This window comes from Streptomyces sp. NPDC058401, from assembly GCF_042722885.1.
Taxonomy (GTDB): Bacteria; Actinomycetota; Actinomycetes; order Streptomycetales; family Streptomycetaceae; genus Streptomyces.
On the sequence record NZ_JBHXKA010000073.1, the window covers coordinates 1 to 19,020 of the forward strand.

The following is a 19,020-nucleotide window of genomic DNA, read 5'->3' on the forward strand; positions in this document are numbered from 1 at the left end:
GTCCGCGGGCGGGCCCCTCTCGTTGGCCCTGTGGGCCCCGTAGGGCCCTCAGCGCCGCCGTGCTTAGTTGAACGAGTCGCCGCAGGCGCAGGAGCCGGTGGCGTTCGGGTTGTCGATCGTGAAGCCCTGCTTCTCGATGGTGTCGACGAAGTCGATCGAGGCGCCGTGCAGGTACGGGGAGCTCATCCGGTCGGTGACGACCTTCACACCGTCGAAGTCCTTCACGACATCGCCGTCGAGGGAGCGCTCGTCGAAGAAGAGCTGGTAGCGCAGGCCGGAGCAGCCGCCGGGCTGGACGGCGACGCGCAGCGCCAGGTCATCGCGGCCTTCCTGCTCCAGGAGGGTCCTGACCTTCTCGGCGGCGGCGTCGGACAGGAGGATGCCGTCGCTCACGGTGGTCTTTTCGTCCTGTACGGACATCTGCATTCACTCCCGAAGTGGGCGGCTCCCCGCCGGGAGCGGGGAAACGTCGGACTCTTGCCGTCGGTGGCAACGAGCGGGACCGCGGATTCATTCCGGGACCCGACGCGTGTTTCAGAAATTCCATGCTCGCACACCCCCGCGCGGTGGTGGGTCCCCGTGAGGCACCGGTGGCGGGCGGGCGAATTCGTCACATCGACACTATCGGCATCGTCAAAGTGACGTGAAGCAGTTATGATAGATAGCGTCAAATAGACGAGAAGTCGAAGCGATGGCTTCGGAGTGCTTCAGAAGTCCCTTGTCGCAGAACAGAAAGGGTGCGTGTCGTGACCACCGCCCAGCCTTTGGACAACCAGCCTTTGGACGTCCAGCCGACGCCCCTTGCCCTGCTGCTGCTCGGCCGCGAGGCCGACCCCAAGAGCGAGCGCGGGGTGGAGTGCCCCGGCGACCTGCCTTCGCCGTCGGACCCGGACCTCGTGGCGCGCGCCCGCGCCGCGAAGGAGAAGCTCGGGGACAAGGTCTTCATCCTCGGCCACCACTACCAGCGTGACGAGGTCATCGAGTTCGCCGACGTCACCGGTGACTCCTTCAAGCTCGCCAAGGACGCGGCCGCCAAGCCGGAGGCCGAGTACATCGTCTTCTGCGGCGTCCACTTCATGGCCGAGTCCGCGGACATCCTGACCTCGGACGACCAGAAGGTGGTCCTGCCGGACCTGGCCGCGGGCTGCTCGATGGCCGACATGGCCACCGCCGAGCAGGTCGCGGAGTGCTGGGACGTGCTGACCGAGGCGGGTGTCGCCGGAGTCACGGTCCCCGTCTCGTACATGAACTCCTCGGCCGACATCAAGGCCTTCACCGGCAAGCACGGCGGCACGATCTGTACCTCGTCCAACGCCAAGAAGGCCCTGGAGTGGGCGTTCGAGCAGGGCGAGAAGATCCTCTTCCTGCCGGACCAGCACCTGGGCCGCAACACCGCCGTCCGCGACATGGGCCTGTCCCTCGACGACTGCGTGCTCTACAACCCGCACAAGCCGAACGGCGGCCTGACCGCCGAGCAGCTGCGGAACGCCAAGATGATCCTGTGGCGCGGGCACTGCTCGGTCCACGGCCGTTTCTCGGTCGACTCGGTCAACGACGTGCGCGCCCGCATCCCCGGCGTGAACGTCCTGGTCCACCCGGAGTGCAAGCACGAGGTCGTGGCGGCCGCGGACTACGTCGGCTCCACCGAGTACATCATCAAGGCGCTGGAGGCGGCCCCGGCCGGCTCCAAGTGGGCCATCGGCACCGAGCTGAACCTCGTCCAGCGGCTGGCGAACCGGTTCGCCGCCGAGGACAAGGAGGTCGTCTTCCTCGACAAGACGGTCTGCTTCTGCTCGACCATGAACCGCATCGACCTCCCCCACCTGGTGTGGACCCTGGAGTCCCTGGCCGAGGGCAACCTCGTCAACCAGATCCAGGTCGACAAGGAGACCGCGGACTTCGCCAAGCTCGCCCTGGAGCGGATGCTCGCGCTTCCGTAGCCGGTCCGGCAGCAGTACGCGCGACGACCGAAGGGCCGCCCCTCCTGCGAGGGGCGGCCCTTCGGCGTGTACGTCCCTACGGACCTCAGACCTTGACCGGGCTCTCCTCCTCCGCGGAGGCGGCCGGGGCCGGGACCACGCTCAGGCGGGCCCTCTTCTTCGCGCTGCGGCGCTCCTTGCGGAGCTCCAGCATCGTGTAGAGGGTCGGCACCAGGAGCAGGGTCAGCAGGGTGGAGCTGATGAGGCCGCCGATGACGACCACCGCGAGCGGCTGCGAGATGAAGCCGCCCTCGCCGGTGACGCCGAGCGCCATCGGGAGCAGCGCGAAGATCGTCGCCAGTGCGGTCATCAGGATCGGGCGCAGCCGGTGGCGGCCGCCCTCGACGACCGCCTCGATGACGCCGTAGCCCTGGGCGCGGTACTGGTTGACCAGGTCGATCAGCACGATCGCGTTGGTCACGACGATGCCGATGAGCATCAGCATGCCGATCATCGCCGGGACGCCGAGCGGGGTGCCGGTGACCAGGAGCAGGCCGAGCGCGCCGGTCGCGGCGAACGGGATGGAGACCAGCAGGATCAGCGGCTGGACGAGCGAGCGGAACGTCGCGACGAGCAGCATGAACACGATCGCGATGGCCGCGAGCATGGCCAGGCCCAGCTGTCCGAAGGCCTCGCTCTGGTCCTGTCCGACGCCGCCGATGGTGGCGGTGGCGCCCTCGGGCAGGTCCAGGGCCTTGATCTTCGTCTGCAGGGTGGAGCTGACGGCGCCGGTGTTGTCGCCGACCGGCTTCGCGGTGATGGTCGCGGCGCGGGCGCCGTCGATCCGGGTCATCGCGACGGGGCCGGGGACCTCCTTGACCTCGGCGATGTCGCCGAGCTTCACGGGGCCGACGGGCAGCGCCTGCAGCTGGGCCAGGGTGGTGGCCGGCTGCGCGGACTTGATGACGATGTCCCGCTCGGTGTCGTCCAGTACGGCCTTGCCCGCCGGGTTTCCGCGGACGGCCTGGCCGACGAGGGCGCCGAGCGCGGCCTGGTTCAGGCCGAACTCCGCCGCCTTGGGGGTGGCGGTGACCGAGATCCGGGGCACGGACTGGGACAGGTCGCTCTGGACGTCGGTGACGTCCTTGATCTTCGCGACCTCGGCGCGGACCTGCTCGGCGGCCTGCGCGAGGACGGCGCCGTCACCGGCCTTCACGACGACGCTGAGGTTCTGGCTGCCGAAGCCGTCGCCGGCCGCGATGGTGGTCTCGCCGATGCCGTCGAGCCCCTTCAGGGCGGTCTCGATGTGCTTCTTGGCGGACTCGGTCTTCCCCGAGTCCTCCAGCGTGACCTGGTACGAGGCCTGGTTGGAGCCCGTACCGCCGCCGAAGGCGGCCATGAAGCCGGAGGAGCCGACGGTGACCTGGTAGTCCTTGACCCCGTCGGTGCCCTCCAGCACCTTCTCGACCTTGCGGCTGGCCTCGTCGGCGGCGGCGAGCGAGGTGCCGGGCGGCAACTGCTGCTTGATGCTGAGGACTTCCTGCTCGCCCTGGTCGAAGAAGTTCGTCTTGAGCAGCGGGGTCATGCCCAGCGTCGCGACGAACACCACGACGGCGACGATCAGGGTGGCGACCCGGCGGCGGGTGACCAGGTGCAGCGCCCGTACGTAGAACTGCTGGAGCTTGCTGCGGGACTCCTTCTCCTCGGCCTCGCGGCGGGCCTTCTCGATGCTCGCGGCGTCGCCCTCGCTGACGCCCTTCGGGGCGCTCAGGAACCAGTACGAGAGCACCGGCACGACCGTCAGGGAGACGAGCAGCGAGGCCAGCAGGGCCGCGGTGACGGTGATGGAGAACGGGCCGAAGAACTGGCCGACCATGCCGCCCACGAAGGCGATCGGCAGGAAGACGGCGACGGTGGTGAGCGTGGAGGAGGTGACCGCGCCGGCCACTTCCTTCACCGCGGTGATGATCGCGTGCTGCCGCTCCTCGCCGTAGCCGAGGTGGCGCTTGATGTTCTCCAGGACCACGATCGAGTCGTCGACGACCCGGCCGATGGCGATGGTGAGGGCGCCCAGCGTCAGCATGTTGAGGGAGAGGTCGCGGGTCCACAGCACGATCAGCGCGAGGACCACGGACAGCGGGATGGAGACCGCGGTGACCAGCGTGGAGCGCAGCGAGCCGAGGAAGACCAGGATCACGATGACCGCGAAGACCAGGCCGAGCAGGCCCTCGGTGGTCAGGCCCGAGATGGACTTGGCGACGGCCGGGCCCTGGTCGCTGACCACGGTCAGGTCGGCGCCGGAGCCGAGGGTGGTGCGCAGCTCGGGCAGCTTGTCCTTGACCGCGTCCGAGATGGCGACGGCGCTGCCGTCCTTGTCCATGGTCAGCATGAGGGCGAGGCTGGGCTTGCCGTTGGTGCGTGTGAGGGAGTCGGCCTTGGCCGGCTCCTGCTTCACGCTCGCCACGTCGCCGAGGCGGACGGCGGGCTTGCCCGGTCCGGCGGTGAGGCGCAGGTCCTCCAGCTGGGCGAGCGAGGTGTAGCCCGAACCGACGCGCACGGTGCGGTTCTTGCCCGCCTCGTCGAAGGAGCCGGCGGGGACGGTGGCGCCGCCCGCCTGGAGGCCCTGGGCCAGGGCCGCGCCGTCGAGGCCGGCGGCGGCGAGCTTGGCGTTGTCGGGGGTGACGGTGACCTGGAGGTCACGGACCCCCTCGACGGTGACCTGGCCGACGCCCGCGATGTCCTCCAGGGCGGGGACCACGGACTTGTTCAGCTGGTCGGCGAGCGCCTGCTGGTCCTTGTCGGAGGTGACGGCGAGGACCACGGTCGGGATGTCATCGGTGGAACCGGCGATGACCTGCGGGTCCACCTCGGCGGGCAGCCGTACGCGGGCCCGGTTGACGGCCTGCTGGACGTCGGCGACGAGCTGCTTGGTGCCCTCGTCGCCGTAGTCGAAGGTCGCCATGATCAGGGCGTTGCCCTCGCTGGCGGTGGAGGTGATGCCGGTGATGCCGTCGACGCCCTTGAGCATGGCTTCGATCGGTTCGACGACCTGCTTCTCCACCACGTCGGGCGAGGCGCCCTGGTAGGGCGCGAGCACGGACACCATCGGCAGGTCGATGGAGGGCAGCAGCTGCTGCTTGAGCTGGGGGATGGCAATGGCGCCGAAGAGGAGCGCGACGAGCGACACGAGGCCGATCAGCGCCCTTTGGGCGAGGCTGAAGCGGGACAGCCGGAACATGGGTATGGGGATCTCTCTGCAGGGACGCGGTGACGTCGACGAGGCATGACGGGCAGTCGTGCCTTCGGGCACGCGCGGGGCCCCTCAGCCTCTCCCGCGCACGGGCACCCCGACGTCGCCCCCAGGTCTCGTCCTTATCCGGGGCATACCGCGTCCGCAGTAGGCGGGAGTACTCCGGATTCCTCCGGCCTACTCGGCCCTGGGCCGCACTAGTCCCGATTCGTACGCGATGACCACCAATTGCGCCCTGTCGCGGGCTCCGAGCTTGGACATGGCCCGGTTCACATGGGTCTTGACGGTGAGCGGGCTGACTTCCAGCCGGCGGGCGATCTCGTCGTTGGACAGGCCCGCGGCCACCAGGACGAGGACCTCGCGCTCGCGCCCGGTCAGCGCGGCCAGCCGCTGGACGCGGTCGGAGCCCCCGGCGGGGGTGGCCCCCTCCCCGCCGCCCTGCGCGAGGAAGGTGGCGATGAGCCCCTTGGTGGCGGCCGGGGAGAGCAGTGCGTCGCCGGCGGCGGCGACGCGGATGGCGTTGAGCAGCTCCTCGGGCTCGGCGCCCTTGCCGAGGAACCCGGAGGCGCCCGCCCGCAGGGCCGCGGCCACGTACTCGTCGACCTCGAAGGTCGTCAGCATCACCACGCGCACGCCGGTCAGTTCGGGGTCGGCGCTGATCAGCCGGGTGGCGGCGAGGCCGTCGGTGCCGGGCATCCGGATGTCCATGAGCACGACGTCGGGCCGCAGCGTGCGCGCCAGCTCGAAGGCCTGCGCCCCGTCGGAGGCCTCCCCGACGACACACATGTCGGCCTCGGAGTCGACGAGCACCTTGAACGCGCTGCGCAGCAGGGCCTGGTCGTCGGCGAGGAGCACCCGGATGGGCGTCGGGGCCTGGTTCGGGGTCTCTTCCACGCCCCGACCCTACGTCGTCCGCCGCGGCGGGGGCCGGGCGGCCGGGTGCTTCAGCCGAGGGCCAGTACGACCAGGGCCGTCGTCGCGGAGACCTCGGCCAGGGCTCCGAACACGTCGCCGGTGACCCCGTCGAAGCGGCGTACGCAGCGGCGGAGCAGGGCTTCGGCCGCCAGCAGGGCGGCCAGGACCGCCACCGCGTGCTGCGCGGCGGCCGGCAGGCCCAGCGGCAGGGCGAGGGCGGCGGCCAGGACCACCACGAGCCCGGCGACCACGGCGGCCGCCTCGCGCGGGACGGCTCCGGCGACGGCCGCGCCCAGCCCCTCGGGGCGGGCCGCGGGGACCCCGTCGCGGGAGGCCAGGGTCATGGCGAGGCGGGCGGTGACGGCGGCGACCACGGCGGCCAGGGCGCCGCGGATCCAGCTGTCGGCGTACACGTTCGCCAGTGCCGCGACCTGGACCAGCAGCACGAACACCAGCGCCACCACCCCGAAGGGGCCGATGTCGGACTGCTTCATGATGCGCAGCGCGGCGTCGGCCGGCTTGGCGCTGCCCAGTCCGTCCACCGTGTCGGCGAGGCCGTCCAGGTGCAGGGCGCGGGTCAGGGCCGCCGGTACGGCGACGGTGACGGCCGCGGCGAGCAGCGGTCCGCCGCCGCACAGCAGCAGGAGCACGCCGGGCACGGCCGCGAGGAGCCCCACGACGAGCCCGGCGAGGGGGGCGCAGGCCATGCCGGTGCGGGCGGCGGGACGGTCCCAGCGGGTGATGCGGGTGGGCAGCACGGTGAGCGTGCCGAAGGCGAAGCGGACCCCGTCGAGCAGCGAGGCGCGCTCCGGGGGCGGCGTAGGGGACGGGCCGTCGTACGAATCTGTCATCGGCGCGAACGCTACCTGCTCGACAGGACCGGTAAGTTACCCAATACACCCCAAATCGGGAGGTGGTGGCATGGGTCACTGGTGGTATCGCAACATCGTGGAGCCGGGGAAGCTCCCGCTGCTCCTCGCGCTGGTCTCCTTCGTCCTGTCCTTCCTGGTCACCCGCATGATCACCCGGATGATCCGGGCGGGGCGGGGGCCCTTCAAGAACGTCACCCCGGGCGGGATGCACATCCACCACGTGGTCCCGGGCGTGGTCCTCGTGATCATCGGCGGCTTCGGGGCGATCGGGAGCGCCCGGCACAGCTTCGGGGCGGGTCTGTCGGCCGTGATCTTCGGGCTCGGGGCGGGGCTGGTGCTGGACGAGTTCGCGCTGATCCTGCACCTGGACGACGTCTACTGGAGCGAGCAGGGCCGCAAGAGCGTGGAGATCGTGGTCCTGACCGCGGCGATCGTGGCGCTGGTGCTGGGCGGCTTCCTGCCCTTCGGGGTCAACGACCTCACCCAGGACGAGCGGCACAACCGCGGACTGGTCGCCATGAACACGACCACCAACTTCTTCCTCGCCCTGCTCGCCCTGTGGAAGGGCAAGGCGCGCACCGCGTTCTTCGGCACGGTCATCCCCTTCGTCGCGCTGATCGGCGCGGTCCGGCTCGCCCGGCCCGGTTCCCCGTACGCGAAGAAGTTCTACGCGAACCGCCCGAAGGCCCGGGCCAAGGCCAAGCTGCGCGCCTTCCACCACGACCGCCGGTGGGCTTCGCCACGGCGCAAGTTCGAGAACTTCATCGGCGGGGCCCCGGACCGGGAACGGCCTTCCGAGAAGGAGCTCCAGTGACGGAGAAGGGCCCGTCCCCCATGGGGGACGGGCCCTTCTCCGTGCCTCTGCTCCCGGTCAGCCCGGGATCAGTCCGTCGTCCCTGAGCATCTCCCGCACCTCGGCCAGCGAGGCGTCGGGGGCGGGCAGGATCAGCTCCGACGGCTCCAGCGCCTCGTCGGGCAGCGGCTCGCCGAGCCGCCGCACGGCGTCGAGGAGCTCGCCCAGCGTCCGCCGGAACCCCTCCTCGTCACCGCTCTCCATCTCCTTGAGCAGTACGTCGTCCAGCTTGTTGAGCTCGGTGAAGTGGCTGTCAGCCAGCTCCACCTGACCTTCCCCCATGATGCGGACAATCATGACGGGCCCCGTCCTACTGCTTGTCGAACCGGTGCTGGGTCTGCGGCTGCTGGCCGGCGCCCGGGGCGCCGCCCTCGATGGACGGCTGCTGGGCGGACGGGCCGCCCGCCAGCTCGGCCTTCATGCGCTGGAGCTCCAGCTCCACGTCCGAACCGCCCGAGATGCGGTCCAGCTCGGCCTGGAGGTCGTCCTTGGCGAGCCCGCTCGCATCACTGAGCGCGCCGGAGGCGAGCAGCTCGTCGATCGCGCCGGCGCGGGCCTGGAGCTGCGCCGTCTTGTCCTCGGCCCGCTGGATGGCGAGGCCGACGTCGCTCATCTCCTCGGAGATGCCGGAGAAGGACTCGGCGATCCGCGTCTGCGCCTGGGCGGCCGTGTACGTGGCCTTGATGGTCTCCTTCTTCGTGCGGAAGGCGTCCACCTTGGCCTGGAGCCGCTGCGCGGCGAGGGTCAGCTTCTCCTCCTCGCCCTGGAGGGTCTGGTGCTGCACCTCCAGGTCGCTGACCTGCTGCTGCAGCGAGGCGCGCCGGGACAGGGCCTCACGGGCCAGGTCCTCGCGGCCCAGGGCCAGCGCCTTGCGGCCCTGGTCCTCCAGCTTGCTGGACTGGCCCTGGAGCTGGTTGAGCTGCAGCTCCAGCCGCTTGCGGGAGGTCGCCACGTCGGCGACGCCGCGGCGCACCTTCTGAAGCAGCTCCAGCTGCTTCTGGTACGAGTAGTCGAGGGTTTCGCGCGGGTCCTCGGCCCGGTCCAGGGCCTTGTTCGCCTTCGCGCGGAAGATCATCCCCATACGCTTCATGACACCGCTCATGGGCTTCGCGCGCCCCCTTCTAGACGGACTTCGCTGCTGGTCACCAACAAGACCCACAGTACGGGCCCTGTCTCTATTACCGCACTGTTCGAGCGGGGATGCGCTCCTCCTCCAGGACGACTGATCGTCAGCCGTGTCAGGCGTAAGGAGTAGGTGCTCCCCTCAGGAAGGACGCCCGCCGTTGCCGGATCGTTCCCCGCCGGGATGGGGCCCGTGCCCGCAACCACGTACCCTTGGGTTTTGTGTTTGGTAGCCGATCCTCCAAGGAAGAGAAGGACGCCGCCACCGACAAGGTGAGCGCCGACCTCTCGCAGTCCCGTGACCCTCAGGCCCCGAAGGGCCGCCCGACGCCGAAGCGTGCTGTGGCCCAGTCGCAGCGCAAGGCCGTGGTGGCCTCGACCGGCAACCGCAAGGAGGATGCCAAGCGAGCTCGTGAGCGCCGCCGGGTCGAGATGACCAAGCAGCGCGAGGCACTCGCCAATGGCGACGAGCGTTATCTGCCCAACCGCGACAAGGGTCCCGTACGCCGCTACGTGCGCGACTTCGTCGACTCCCGCTTCTCCGTCGCCGAGATGTTCCTGCCGCTGGCCGTGATCATCCTGGTGCTGAGCATGGTGCGGGTGCCCTCCATCCAGAACATCGCCCTGCTGCTGTGGCTCGGCGTGATCGCGCTGATCCTCGTCGACTCCGTCGGCATGTTCATCCGCCTGCGCAAGGCCCTGAACCAGCGCTTCCCGGACGAGCCCAAGCGCGGCGCCGTCGCGTACGGCCTGATGCGCACCCTCCAGATGCGCCGACTGCGTCTGCCGAAGCCGCAGGTCAAGCGCGGGGAACGGCCCTGAGCCGAGGAACGCCCGGAGCGTTCGGCGGGGGTGGCTTCGCGGACGGGGCCCGGCTGTGGCTGGAAGGCCTGGGCGGGCTCCGCAACGCGGTGCGCCAGGAGCTAGTCGGCCGTCAGGTCGACGAGCAGATCGCGCACCGCTTCCCCGTGGGGCAGCGGCTGCGCGTCCTCGACGTCGGCATGGGCCAGGGCACGCAGGCGCTGCGCCTGGCCCGCGCCGGGCACATGGTGACCGGACTGGAGCAGGATCCGGAGATGCTGGCCGTCGCCCGTGAGGTGCTGGCCGCCGAGCCCCCCGGAATCCAGGACCGCGTCCGCCTCATGGAGGGCGACGGCCGGGAGACCGGCGCGCACTTCCTGCCCGGCAGCTTCGACGTCGTGCTCTGCCACGGCGTCCTCATGTACGTGCCCGAGCCCGACGCCATGCTCGCCGGGCTCGCCCGGATGCTGGCCCCCGGCGGGCTGCTGTCCCTGCTGGTGCGCAACGGCGACGCCCTGGCCATGCGGCCGGGCCTGCACGGTGACTGGACGGGCGCGCTGGCGGCCTTCGAAGGCGTCGACTACACGAACCGGCTGGGCCTGGACGTGCGCGCCGACCGGCTGGCCACGCTGACGGCGACCCTGTCCGGGATCGGCGCCCCGCTGCAGACCTGGTACGGCGTACGCGTCTTCACCGACGGCACCGAGGCCTCGGACAAGCTCCCCGCCGACGCGGAACTGGAGCGGCTGCTCGCCGCCGAGGACCGCGCCGGGCGGACCGACCCCTACCGCGGGGTCGCGGCGCTGCTGCACCTGTGCGGCGTACGGGGGTAGCCCCCTCTTCGCACGGCAGAGCCCGGACCCCCCGAGGGGGTCCGGGCTCTCGCGCACCCGGCCGGAACCGGTCAGGACCGGCCGCGCCCGTCAGCTCCGGTCAGAGTTCCGCCGCCTCGCGCAGGCTCATCGTGTAGAGCTGGACCCCGCTGTCGTCGGAGAGCTTCACCTGTTCGGTGCCGCCTTCCAGCAGGTCCTTCCAGTACTCGCCGATCCAGGATTCGGCGTCCCCCTGCGTGGTGAACTCCTCCGGCACCACCGACGGGCTCGTCTCACTGCCGTCGGCCGTCTCGAACCGCCACGTCCACGCCATGTCCGCCTCCGTTGCTCGTCCGCTTCTCACACGCTTCTCGCCTTGAGTGTGCCCGCAGACTAACCGGGCGCGCAGCAGTCCCGGCGACGCGGGAGGATCATCCTGTGGAACTCACTCTGCTCGGCACCGGCACACCCGAAGGACTGCCCCGCCCCGGCTGTCCCTGCGCCGCGTGCGCGCTCTCCGTGGGGCCCCGGGCGCGCGCCGCCACCTCCGTGCTCGTGGACGGGGCGCTGCTGCTGGACCTGACCCCCGGGGCGGTGCTCGCCGGCGCCCGGGCGGGGCATTCGCTGGCCGCCGTACGGCAGGTCCTGCTGACCCACCCGCACGACGGCCCGCCCGTGGAGCTGCCGCCGGGGCTGCCGGCCGCCGGGCGGGTGCCGGACGGGCGGGAGCTCGCGGTGATCTCCGGGCACCGGGTGCGGGCCGTGCCGATGGACGCGCCGGGCACCGGGTACGAGGTGACCGGGCCGGACGGTGCCCGGATGCTGTACCTGCCGCCGGGCGGGGCCCCGGCCGGGACCTCGGGCACCAGCGGGCGGCGCCCGTACGACGTGGTCCTCGCGGACGTGCTCGGCCGGCCGGAGGCGCTGGCGCGGCTGCGGGCCAGCGGGGCGGTGGGCCCGGCCACGGACGTGATCGCCGTCCACCTGGACCACGACACCCCGCCGGGCGCGGAACTGGAGCGCCGGTGCGCGGCCGCGGGTGCGCGGACGGTGCCGGACGGGACCACGGTGGCGGCCGGGGAGTACCGGGCGGCGCCCGAGGTGCCGCGGCGGACCCTGGTCCTGGGCGGGGCCCGGTCGGGCAAGTCGTACGAGGCCGAGCGCCGGCTGACCGGCTACCCGGAGGTCGTCTACGTGGCCACGGGCGGCACCCGCGAGGGCGACGCGGACTGGGCGGCGCGGGTCGGGCTCCACCGGGAGCGCCGGGCCGCGTCCTGGCGGACGGTGGAGACCTGCGATCTGGTGCCGCTGCTGGCGCAGGAGGGCCCGGCGCTGCTCATCGACTGTCTGGCGCTGTGGCTCACCGACGCCATGGACCGGGCCGGCGCGTGGGACGACTCGGTGTGGGCGGACAAGGGCGCCGCGGAGCTGCGGGAACGGACCGAGGAGCTCGTGGCCGCCGTCCGCGCGACCCGCAGGCCGGTGGTGCTGGTCAGCAACGAGGTCGGCTCGGGCGTGGTCCCCGCGACCGCGTCGGGGCGCCGGTTCCGCGACGAGCTGGGGCGGCTGAACGCGGGGGTCGCCGGGGAGTGCGAGCACGTCCTCCTGGTGGTGGCGGGGCAGGCCCTGGTCCTCAAGCAGTAGCCGCGGGCACCGGCAACGGCGGCCGCGGGCACCGGCAACGGAAAGCGGCGCACGGACCGTTCGGGCAGCCCGGGGGGCCGCTGTACCCTCTGGCAAATGACCACGCTGAATCTCGACGACTTCTCCGATCTGATCGAGCGCCCCGACGGGGGCGTCCGGCGTGACGCCGAGGAACGCCGTGAACGGCTGGCCGTGCCGGTCGGGGCGCTGGGGCGGCTCGACGAACTCGCCGAGTGGCTCGCCGCAGCCCAGGGGCGGGTGCCGGTCAAGCCGATCGAGCGGCCCCGCGTCGTGCTGTTCGCCGCCGACCACGGAGTGGCCTCCCAGGGGGTCTCCGTACGTCCCGCCGGCAGCGCCCACGAGCTGGTGCGGGCCGTCCTGGACGGGCGCAGCCCGGTGGCCGTCCTGGCCGGACGGCTCGGTGCCTCCGTACGGATCGTGGACGCCGGCCTGGACTGCCATCTCGATCTGCTGCCCCAGGAGATCACCAAGCACCGCGTCCGGCGCGGCAGCGGGCGGATCGACGTGGAGGACGCGCTGACGACCGAGGAGGCCCGGGCCGCGCTCCGCCTCGGGATCCAGATCGCCGACGAGGAGGCCGACTCCGGGACCGACCTGGTCGTCCTCGGCGATCTGAGCGTCGGCGGGACCACCGTCGCCGCGACCCTCGTCGCCGCCCTGTGCGGCACCGACGCCTCCGTGGTCACCGGCCGCGGCGGCATGCCGATCGACGACCTGACCTGGATGCGCAAGTGCGCGGCGATCCGGGACGCCCTGCGACGCGCCCGGCCCGTCCTCGGGGATCAGGTCGCGCTGCTCGCCACCGTGGGCGGCGCCGACGTCGCGGCGATCACCGGCTTCCTGCTCCAGTGCGCGGTCCGCCGCACCCCCGTGATCCTGGACGGGGTCGTCTCGGCGGCCTGCGGTCTGGTGGCCCAGCGGGCCGCTTTCCGGGCTCCGGACTGGTGGCTGGCCGGGCAGGCCAGCGGAGAGCCCGGCCAGGCGAAGGCACTGGACCGGATGGCACTCAACCCCGTGCTCGACCACGGCGTCACTGTGGGAGAAGGAACCGGGGCGCTGCTGGCTCTCCCCCTCGTCCAGGCGGCCGCCGCACTCGCGGCGGAACTGCCCGAGCGAGCGGCCGAGCCGACCGAATGAGTCACCGGGGCCCGCGGTCCTGACCAGGCCGTGGCCCTCAGGGACCCCAGCACGGACCGCGATGCCCCATATCATCGCTTTTTATGGGAGAGGTCCGTTTGACCAGCGCAGAGACCGATCGGAAGACCGACCGAGGAACCGGTGGGGATCCGAACGGCAGAAACAATCCGGGGGGCGGGCGGGGGAACGCCCGGGCGGCCACCCCGGCGAACGCCCAGGGCAACAGCCCGACCAACGGCCAGGGAGCCGCGTCTCCCGGCCGGGACAACGGCCGGGACAACGGCCGGGACAACGGCCGCGGAAGCGTCCGTTCGCGCCGCAGCGCCACCTTCGCGGTGTGGTACCTGCGCGCCGTCACCTTCGTCAACCTGCTCAGTGCGGTGTGGTTCTCGCTCGGCCAGGACCTGCGCCGGCACAGCACCGCCGATTTCTACACCCCGTACCTGCTCACGGCGGGCTTCGCCTCCGCGGCGTTCTCGCTGCTGCTCACCGTCACCATGGGCCGCCGCAAGCGCGCGGCCTGGATCCTGAACCTGGTGCTCAGCGGGCTGCTGCTGGCGGCCTTCGCGATGGCCGCCGTCGCCTCCTTCGCCCCGTGCTCGGGGGGCACGTACGAGTTCTGCTACCCGGAGTTCCGCGGCCACCCGCAGAACTGGGTGGCCTTCGGGCTGACCGCGCTCTTCGTCGGCGCCCTGCTGCTGGGCCGCCGGGAGTTCTACGCCAAGGGCGACCGCTCCAACCCGCTGCTGGCCAGCCTGGTCGCCTCCGTCGGCCTGCTGGTGACCTCGCTGGTCGCCGCCCTGCTGGTCGGCGCGACCAACACCGACCCGGACGCCGCGGACGCCACCTTCCTGGCCCGCTGGCGGTACGGCGTGATGCGGCTGGTCACCCTGGCACCGGACGACAAGGCCTACAACACGATCACCACCCCCGGCTGGGTGGACGTGGCCATCAACGTCATGTCCACGCTGCTGCTGCTCGCCGTCCTGTTCGCGGCCTTCCGCTCGCGCCGCGCCGTGGACCCGCTCGGCGAGGAGGACGAGGAGAAGCTGCGCCTGCTGCTCGCCCGGCACGGTGACCGCGACTCGCTGGGCTACTTCGCGCTGCGCCGCGAGAAGTCCGTCATCTGGTCCCCCACCGGCAAGGCCGCGGTCACCTACCGCGTCGTCGGCGGGGTCTCGCTGGCCTCCGGCGACCCGATCGGCGACCCCGAGGCCTGGCCCGGCGCCATCGACCCGTGGCTGGCCGAGGCCCGCGAGCACGGCTGGGTCCCCGCCGTGATGGGCGCGAGCGAGGAAGCCGGGCAGATCTACGCCCGGCACGGGCTGGACGCGCTGGAGCTGGGCGACGAGGCCATCGTCGAGACCGACGAGTTCACCCTGGAGGGCCGCGCCATGCGCACCGTCCGCCAGGCCTACAACCGCGTCAAGCGCGCCGGGTACACCGTCCGCATCCGCCGCCACGCCGACATCCCGGCCGAGGAGATGGACGTACTCCTGCTGCGCGCCGACGACTGGCGCGACGGCGCGACCGAGCGCGGGTTCTCCATGGCACTGGGCCGGCTGGGCGATCCCGACGACGGCCAGTGCGTGATGCTGGAGTGCTTCGACGGCGCGGGCGAACTGCGCGCCGTGCTGTCCTTCGTGCCCTGGGGACCCAAGGGTCTGTCGCTGGACCTGATGCGCCGCGACCGCGATTCCGAGAACGGTCTGATGGAGTTCATGGTCATCGAACTCCTGGAGCGGTCAAAGGAGATCGGGGTCACACAGGTCTCGCTGAACTTCGCGATGTTCCGTTCCGTCTTCGAGCGCGGGTCGAAGCTCGGCGCCGGTCCGGTGCTGCGTCTGTGGCGCTCGCTGCTGAGCTTCTTCTCGCGCTGGTGGCAGATCGAGTCCCTCTACCGGGCCAACGCCAAATACCGGCCGATCTGGGAACCGCGGTTCATGCTCTTCGAGAAGAGTTCGGACCTGCTGCGGATCGGCATCGCGGCGGGCCGGGCCGAGGGCTTCCTGGAAGCACCCGGGCTGCCGAAGTGGATGCACCGCAGACATCTGGAGAGCAAGCGTTGACCACTGCCTCACTGCGGCGGTTCGCCCGCCGCGAGTGGGGGCCCCTGTACCGGACGGTCCGGGACGCGCTCGTCCGCGACAAGTGGCGGGCGATCCCGATGACCCTCGGCGCGGTCTGCCTGACGGCCGTCTTCCAGCTCGTCCAGCAGACCTCATGGGGCTTCCAGCCGGTGCAGGACCTCGGGTCGGTCAAGGCCGTCGACCCGCTCTGGCTGGCCCTGCTGCGGACCCCGCTGTCCCTGTTCGTTCCCGCGCTGGACCTGCCGGTGTGGGGGGCGCTCGCGCAGATCCTGCTCGTCTTCGGGATCTCGGAGATCTGCATCGGCTGGTGGCGCACGCTGGTCATCGGCTACGTGGCCACCCTGGCCGGGACCACGTACGCGCGGATCGGGCTCTCGCTCGGCCCCGACCACCCCTTCGGCCTGCCCGTGTCGGACAAGATCGTCAACGACACGGGGCCCTCGGCGGCGGTGGTCGGGCTCGCCGTGTACGTCTGCTGGCGCTACCGGGCGTACCTGACCGGCTCCCTGGTGATCCTGGTGATGATCGGCGAGCTGCTCTTCAAGGACAACCTGGCGGGCAAGGAGCACCTGGCCGCCATCGCCTCGGTGATGCTGATCTGCCTGGTCCGCGCCAAGTGGGGCCCGGAGCGTTCCCGCGCCCCGCTGGGCCGGCCCCCGGCCGCGAGCCCGCCCCCGGCCCCGCCCGGGGCGCCTCCCGTGCCGCCGCCCCGGGTCTGAGAACGGGCGCGGGGCCGTACCGTATCGGGGTGACGACAGACCTCGGGCCGCTCGGCCTCACGCGGCAGTGGATGCGGGACCATCCGCTGGCCACCGACGCCGTACTGGCGCTCGGGGCGCTCGTCGCCATGGTCGTCGCGTCCTTCGCCGACCCGCACGGGGAGTACGGGCCGACCTTCGGGACCCGTACCCCCGAGCCGTTCTCCCTCGTCCTCATGGTGCTCGGCGCGGGCACCCTGGTGCTGCGGCGACGGCGGCCGCGCGCCGTGCTCGCCGTGACCGTCGGGCTCTCGCTGCTGGAACTGACCACCGGGGAGCCGCGGGCCCCCGTCGCCATGTGCACGGTGATCGCCCTGTACACGGTGGCCGCGCGCACCGACCGGCCCACCACCTGGCGGCTCGGCCTGCTCACCATGGCCGGGCTGACGGGCGTGGCCATGCTCGCCGGGCCGCTGCCCTGGTACTCCCAGGAGAACCTCGGCATCTTCGCCTGGACCGGCATGGCCGCCGCCGCCGGGGACGCCGTGCGCAGCCGGCGGGCCTTCATCGACGCCATCCAGGAGCGGGCCGAGCGCGCCGAGCGGACCCGCGAGGAGGAGGCCCGGCGCCGGGTCGCCGAGGAGCGGCTGCGGATCGCCCGAGACCTGCACGACGTGGTGGCCCACCACATCGCCCTGGTCAACGTGCAGGCCGGGGTGGCCGCGCACGTCATGGACAAGCGCCCGGACCAGGCCAAGGAGGCCCTGGCGCACGTACGGGACGCCAGCCGTTCGGCCCTGAACGAGCTGCGGGCGACCGTCGGGCTGCTGCGCCAGTCCGGCGACCCGGAGGCGCCGACCGAACCGGCGCCCGGCCTGGCCGTCCTCGACGACCTGGTGGACACCTTCCGCAACGCCGGGCTCCCGGTGAAGGTGATGGTCCAGCTGGGCACGGCCGCCGCGGTTCCGCTGCCCGCCGCCGTGGACCTGGCGGCGTACCGGGTGATCCAGGAGGCCCTGACCAACGTCCGCAAGCACGCGGGTCCGGGGGCCGGCGCCGAGGTCAGCGTGGTGCGGGTGGGCGGCTCGGTGGAGGTGACCGTGCTGGACGACGGCGGCTCCGCGGCGGACCCCTCGCCGGAGCCCCGCGACCCCGGCGGCGGGCACGGCCTGCTCGGCATGCGTGAACGGGCCGTGGCCCTGGGCGGCTCCTGCTTCGCCGGGCCCCGCTTCGGGGGCGGCTACCGGGTGCACGCGATCCTTCCGGCGGGCTGAGCGATTTCAGCCTCGCCGGCGTTTGGGGCGCGGGTCCGGGCAGAGCCCGGTGCCCGGCGGAGCCGGGTTTCCCGGGAGGTCAGCAGGAGCGGCGCCAGGCCCCCAGTTCGGGCTTCTTCTCCAGCGAGCTCAGCCCCAGTGCACGCGTACCCGCGCAGAACCGGCTCGCGGGGAGCTCGTACTCCACGTGGAAGACCGCCTTCCCGGCCGCGATGAACGGCGTCAGCCGCTCGCACTCGTCGTACTGGGCGCACTGCTCGTTGACCGCGAAGTCGAAGTCCCCGACCAGTTCCGGGATCTGGTCCAGGTCGTTCTTCAGCCCGACCGACAGCCCCCGGTCGTGCGCGAGCCGCACGATCAGCCGGTTGTAGTCGAGCTGGTTCTGGGCGGTGAGGGGGAAGCCGGACGTGTTGCGGTAGGCGTCCATGTTGTCCGGCTCCACCGCGTCGAAGCCCTTGTCCCGGCACATGTCGAACCGTTTGGCGATCAGCGGTTCCAGTTCCGCGAGCCGCCGGATGTCGAGCCAGCGCTCGCCCTCCCAGCCGTTGCCCTGCCCGCGCATGGACGCCGGGAAGGACCCGGCGTCCGGCCGGAAGTCCTCCCAGGCGCCGGTGGAGAGGTAGCAGATGGTCCGGCGGCCGGCCGCCTTCAGCTCGGCGACCTGCTCCTTGGTGGTGGTGAACCCGTCGACGTCGTAGACCGCCGCCTTCACCGAGGTGTCGAGCTTCCCGGTGAGCTGCCACTGCCAGCCGACCCCGGGCGCCGGCTGCCAGCGCTCCCCCGGCGCCGGGGCGGGCGAGAGGTCGTCGGGCCGGTCCTCGTCCCCGTCCGGTTCCGGGCCGGAGGTGCACGCCGCGAGCAGCAGCAGGGGTACGAGGACCAGCAGCAGGCGGCGGGCGGGCGGGCGTCTCATCCGGCGGCCTCCAGGGCGTGGGGCAGGGTCCCCCACGGGTGTGCGCCCGTTCCCGGGACCGCGCAGTGCACCCCCGCCCCCCGCTGGGCCGCCAGCCGCTCGGCGAGTTCGGCGGCCGGGGCGCCCGGCGGGACGGCGTAGACGAGGTGGCAGAACCGGTGGGCGGGGTGGTCCGCCGTCCACGGGGGAACGGCGGCCGCGTCCCGGTAGGCGTCCCAGGGCCCCTCGAAGGTGACGAGCAGGTCGGCGAGTTCGGCGTAGCCCGGGTGCGGGTGCACTCCGTGGTTGAGGACGACGGTACGGGCCCCGGCGGCTCGCGCCGCGACGACGAGCCGCCGGTAGTGCGGCAGGAACTCGGGCCCGGCCGCGGCCTGGTCCAGGAAGGTCCCGTCCGTGCCGTACCAGTCGCGGTGGCGCAGCAGGTCCTGGACCACGGCGGCGTGCGGGCGGCGCCCGTAGTCGGTGTCGGCGTACCCAAGGACGGCCACCCCGGCCGCGCGCAGCCGCTGCGCGACGGCGGCGAACCGCTCGTCGGGGGCCTCGCCGGGACCGCTGGCGGGGTTGAGCACCACGGAGTGCAGCCGGCCCGCGGAGCTGATGAGCCGCTCCCAGTACTCGGGGCGGTCGGCGGGGTGCTCGTAGAGGGGCACCAGGAGCATGAGGTCCTTCTTCTCGTACGGGGTCACGGGCATCGTCAGG

The 19,020-nt window shown here is 72.2% G+C and carries 18 protein-coding genes; 9 read left to right on the forward strand and 9 right to left on the reverse strand.

Annotated features, from left to right (window positions below; all coding sequences use genetic code 11):
* Positions 1 to 63: 63 nt before the first annotated feature.
* Entirely contained in the window at positions 64 to 420 is a 357-nt protein-coding gene (gene erpA / locus ACFWNV_RS24790; protein WP_243330017.1) for an iron-sulfur cluster insertion protein ErpA, read from the reverse strand.
* 317 nt (positions 421 to 737) lie between these two features.
* Between erpA and nadA the strand changes: the two genes are divergently transcribed.
* On the forward strand, positions 738 to 1,940 hold the full coding sequence (gene nadA, locus ACFWNV_RS24795) for a quinolinate synthase NadA (protein ID WP_383951015.1): 1,203 nt from the start codon (positions 738 to 740) through the stop codon (positions 1,938 to 1,940).
* Positions 1,941 to 2,025: 85 nt separating this feature from the next.
* On the opposite strand, the gene ACFWNV_RS24800 is transcribed toward nadA, so the two are convergent.
* The 3 genes from ACFWNV_RS24800 to cobS all read right to left on the reverse strand — a co-directional run bounded on the left by ACFWNV_RS24800 (position 2,026) and on the right by cobS (position 6,935).
* Positions 2,026 to 5,157: an efflux RND transporter permease subunit gene (locus tag ACFWNV_RS24800; protein ID WP_383951018.1), complete on the reverse strand. Its 3,132-nt coding sequence runs from the start codon at positions 5,155 to 5,157 to the stop codon at positions 2,026 to 2,028.
* Between the two features lie 189 nt (positions 5,158 to 5,346).
* Positions 5,347 to 6,063 carry a response regulator gene (locus ACFWNV_RS24805; RefSeq protein WP_383951021.1) on the reverse strand — a complete coding sequence of 239 codons (717 nt, stop codon included), beginning with the start codon at positions 6,061 to 6,063 and terminating at the stop codon, positions 5,347 to 5,349.
* Positions 6,064 to 6,113: 50 nt separating this feature from the next.
* The gene (cobS, locus tag ACFWNV_RS24810; RefSeq protein ID WP_383951024.1) at positions 6,114 to 6,935 is read right to left on the reverse strand and encodes an adenosylcobinamide-GDP ribazoletransferase; all 822 of its coding nucleotides are present in this window, start codon (positions 6,933 to 6,935) and stop codon (positions 6,114 to 6,116) included.
* Positions 6,936 to 7,005: 70 nt separating this feature from the next.
* Between cobS and ACFWNV_RS24815 the strand changes: the two genes are divergently transcribed.
* Complete coding sequence (locus ACFWNV_RS24815) at positions 7,006 to 7,770, forward strand: hypothetical protein (protein ID WP_383951026.1); 765 nt, start codon at positions 7,006 to 7,008, stop codon at positions 7,768 to 7,770.
* 57 nt (positions 7,771 to 7,827) lie between these two features.
* On the opposite strand, the gene ACFWNV_RS24820 is transcribed toward ACFWNV_RS24815, so the two are convergent.
* Together ACFWNV_RS24820 and ACFWNV_RS24825 are read right to left on the reverse strand one after the other, a co-directional pair.
* The gene (locus ACFWNV_RS24820; protein ID WP_383951029.1) at positions 7,828 to 8,106 is read right to left on the reverse strand and encodes a hypothetical protein; all 279 of its coding nucleotides are present in this window, start codon (positions 8,104 to 8,106) and stop codon (positions 7,828 to 7,830) included.
* A gap of 13 nt (positions 8,107 to 8,119) precedes the next feature.
* A complete protein-coding gene (locus tag ACFWNV_RS24825) occupies positions 8,120 to 8,911 on the reverse strand; it encodes a PspA/IM30 family protein (protein WP_383951031.1) in 792 nt (263 codons plus the stop codon).
* 233 nt (positions 8,912 to 9,144) lie between these two features.
* Between ACFWNV_RS24825 and ACFWNV_RS24830 the strand changes: the two genes are divergently transcribed.
* Together ACFWNV_RS24830 and ACFWNV_RS24835 are read left to right on the forward strand one after the other, a co-directional pair.
* Positions 9,145 to 9,753, forward strand: a complete 609-nt coding sequence (locus ACFWNV_RS24830) for a DUF3043 domain-containing protein (protein ID WP_383951033.1) — start codon at positions 9,145 to 9,147, stop codon at positions 9,751 to 9,753.
* A gap of 89 nt (positions 9,754 to 9,842) precedes the next feature.
* Positions 9,843 to 10,565 (forward strand): class I SAM-dependent methyltransferase, encoded by a 723-nt coding sequence (locus ACFWNV_RS24835; RefSeq protein ID WP_383951036.1) that lies wholly within the window; start codon positions 9,843 to 9,845, stop codon positions 10,563 to 10,565.
* 100 nt (positions 10,566 to 10,665) lie between these two features.
* On the opposite strand, the gene ACFWNV_RS24840 is transcribed toward ACFWNV_RS24835, so the two are convergent.
* Entirely contained in the window at positions 10,666 to 10,878 is a 213-nt protein-coding gene (locus tag ACFWNV_RS24840) for a hypothetical protein (protein ID WP_243330004.1), read from the reverse strand.
* A gap of 104 nt (positions 10,879 to 10,982) precedes the next feature.
* Here ACFWNV_RS24840 and ACFWNV_RS24845 point away from each other — a divergent pair, with 104 nt between their 5' ends.
* The 5 genes from ACFWNV_RS24845 (at position 10,983) to ACFWNV_RS24865 (ending at position 17,408) form a co-directional block, all read left to right on the forward strand.
* The gene (locus ACFWNV_RS24845; RefSeq protein WP_383951039.1) at positions 10,983 to 12,188 is read left to right on the forward strand and encodes a bifunctional adenosylcobinamide kinase/adenosylcobinamide-phosphate guanylyltransferase; all 1,206 of its coding nucleotides are present in this window, start codon (positions 10,983 to 10,985) and stop codon (positions 12,186 to 12,188) included.
* 96 nt (positions 12,189 to 12,284) lie between these two features.
* On the forward strand, positions 12,285 to 13,346 hold the full coding sequence (gene cobT, locus ACFWNV_RS24850; RefSeq protein WP_383951042.1) for a nicotinate-nucleotide--dimethylbenzimidazole phosphoribosyltransferase: 1,062 nt from the start codon (positions 12,285 to 12,287) through the stop codon (positions 13,344 to 13,346).
* A gap of 83 nt (positions 13,347 to 13,429) precedes the next feature.
* A complete protein-coding gene (locus tag ACFWNV_RS24855) occupies positions 13,430 to 15,415 on the forward strand; it encodes a phosphatidylglycerol lysyltransferase domain-containing protein (protein ID WP_383951045.1) in 1,986 nt (661 codons plus the stop codon).
* Positions 15,412 to 16,155, forward strand: a complete 744-nt coding sequence (locus ACFWNV_RS24860) for a hypothetical protein (protein WP_383951047.1) — start codon at positions 15,412 to 15,414, stop codon at positions 16,153 to 16,155. Before ACFWNV_RS24855 ends, ACFWNV_RS24860 begins: the two co-directional genes overlap by 4 nt.
* 71 nt (positions 16,156 to 16,226) lie before the next feature.
* Positions 16,227 to 17,408 carry a sensor histidine kinase gene (locus ACFWNV_RS24865; RefSeq protein ID WP_383951088.1) on the forward strand — a complete coding sequence of 394 codons (1,182 nt, stop codon included), beginning with the start codon at positions 16,227 to 16,229 and terminating at the stop codon, positions 17,406 to 17,408.
* A 79-nt stretch (positions 17,409 to 17,487) separates the two neighbouring features.
* Here ACFWNV_RS24865 and ACFWNV_RS24870 read toward each other — a convergent pair whose 3' ends face one another.
* Positions 17,488 to 18,321 carry an endo alpha-1,4 polygalactosaminidase gene (locus tag ACFWNV_RS24870; protein WP_383951049.1) on the reverse strand — a complete coding sequence of 278 codons (834 nt, stop codon included), beginning with the start codon at positions 18,319 to 18,321 and terminating at the stop codon, positions 17,488 to 17,490.
* Positions 18,318 to 19,013 carry a spherulation-specific family 4 protein gene (locus ACFWNV_RS24875; protein WP_383951052.1) on the reverse strand — a complete coding sequence of 232 codons (696 nt, stop codon included), beginning with the start codon at positions 19,011 to 19,013 and terminating at the stop codon, positions 18,318 to 18,320. Before ACFWNV_RS24875 ends, ACFWNV_RS24870 begins: the two co-directional genes overlap by 4 nt.
* Positions 19,014 to 19,020 lie beyond the last annotated feature (7 nt).

What these genes read in the sequence shown, in the direction of transcription:
- ACFWNV_RS24815 (WP_383951026.1), top strand. Translation starts at nt 7,006, where the DNA reads ATGGGTCACTGGTGGTATCGCAACATCGTGGAGCCGGGGAAGCTCCCG.
- ACFWNV_RS24855 (WP_383951045.1), top strand. Translation starts at nt 13,430, where the DNA reads ATGGGAGAGGTCCGTTTGACCAGCGCAGAGACCGATCGGAAGACCGAC.
- ACFWNV_RS24875 (WP_383951052.1), bottom strand. Translation starts at nt 19,013, where the DNA reads ATGCCCGTGACCCCGTACGAGAAGAAGGACCTCATGCTCCTGGTGCCC.
- cobT (WP_383951042.1), top strand. Translation starts at nt 12,285, where the DNA reads ATGACCACGCTGAATCTCGACGACTTCTCCGATCTGATCGAGCGCCCC.
- ACFWNV_RS24800 (WP_383951018.1), bottom strand. Translation starts at nt 5,157, where the DNA reads ATGTTCCGGCTGTCCCGCTTCAGCCTCGCCCAAAGGGCGCTGATCGGC.
- ACFWNV_RS24870 (WP_383951049.1), bottom strand. Translation starts at nt 18,321, where the DNA reads ATGAGACGCCCGCCCGCCCGCCGCCTGCTGCTGGTCCTCGTACCCCTG.
- ACFWNV_RS24825 (WP_383951031.1), bottom strand. Translation starts at nt 8,911, where the DNA reads ATGAGCGGTGTCATGAAGCGTATGGGGATGATCTTCCGCGCGAAGGCG.
- ACFWNV_RS24840 (WP_243330004.1), bottom strand. Translation starts at nt 10,878, where the DNA reads ATGGCGTGGACGTGGCGGTTCGAGACGGCCGACGGCAGTGAGACGAGC.
- erpA (WP_243330017.1), bottom strand. Translation starts at nt 420, where the DNA reads ATGTCCGTACAGGACGAAAAGACCACCGTGAGCGACGGCATCCTCCTG.
- ACFWNV_RS24820 (WP_383951029.1), bottom strand. Translation starts at nt 8,106, where the DNA reads ATGATTGTCCGCATCATGGGGGAAGGTCAGGTGGAGCTGGCTGACAGC.
- cobS (WP_383951024.1), bottom strand. Translation starts at nt 6,935, where the DNA reads ATGACAGATTCGTACGACGGCCCGTCCCCTACGCCGCCCCCGGAGCGC.
- ACFWNV_RS24865 (WP_383951088.1), top strand. Translation starts at nt 16,227, where the DNA reads ATGCGGGACCATCCGCTGGCCACCGACGCCGTACTGGCGCTCGGGGCG.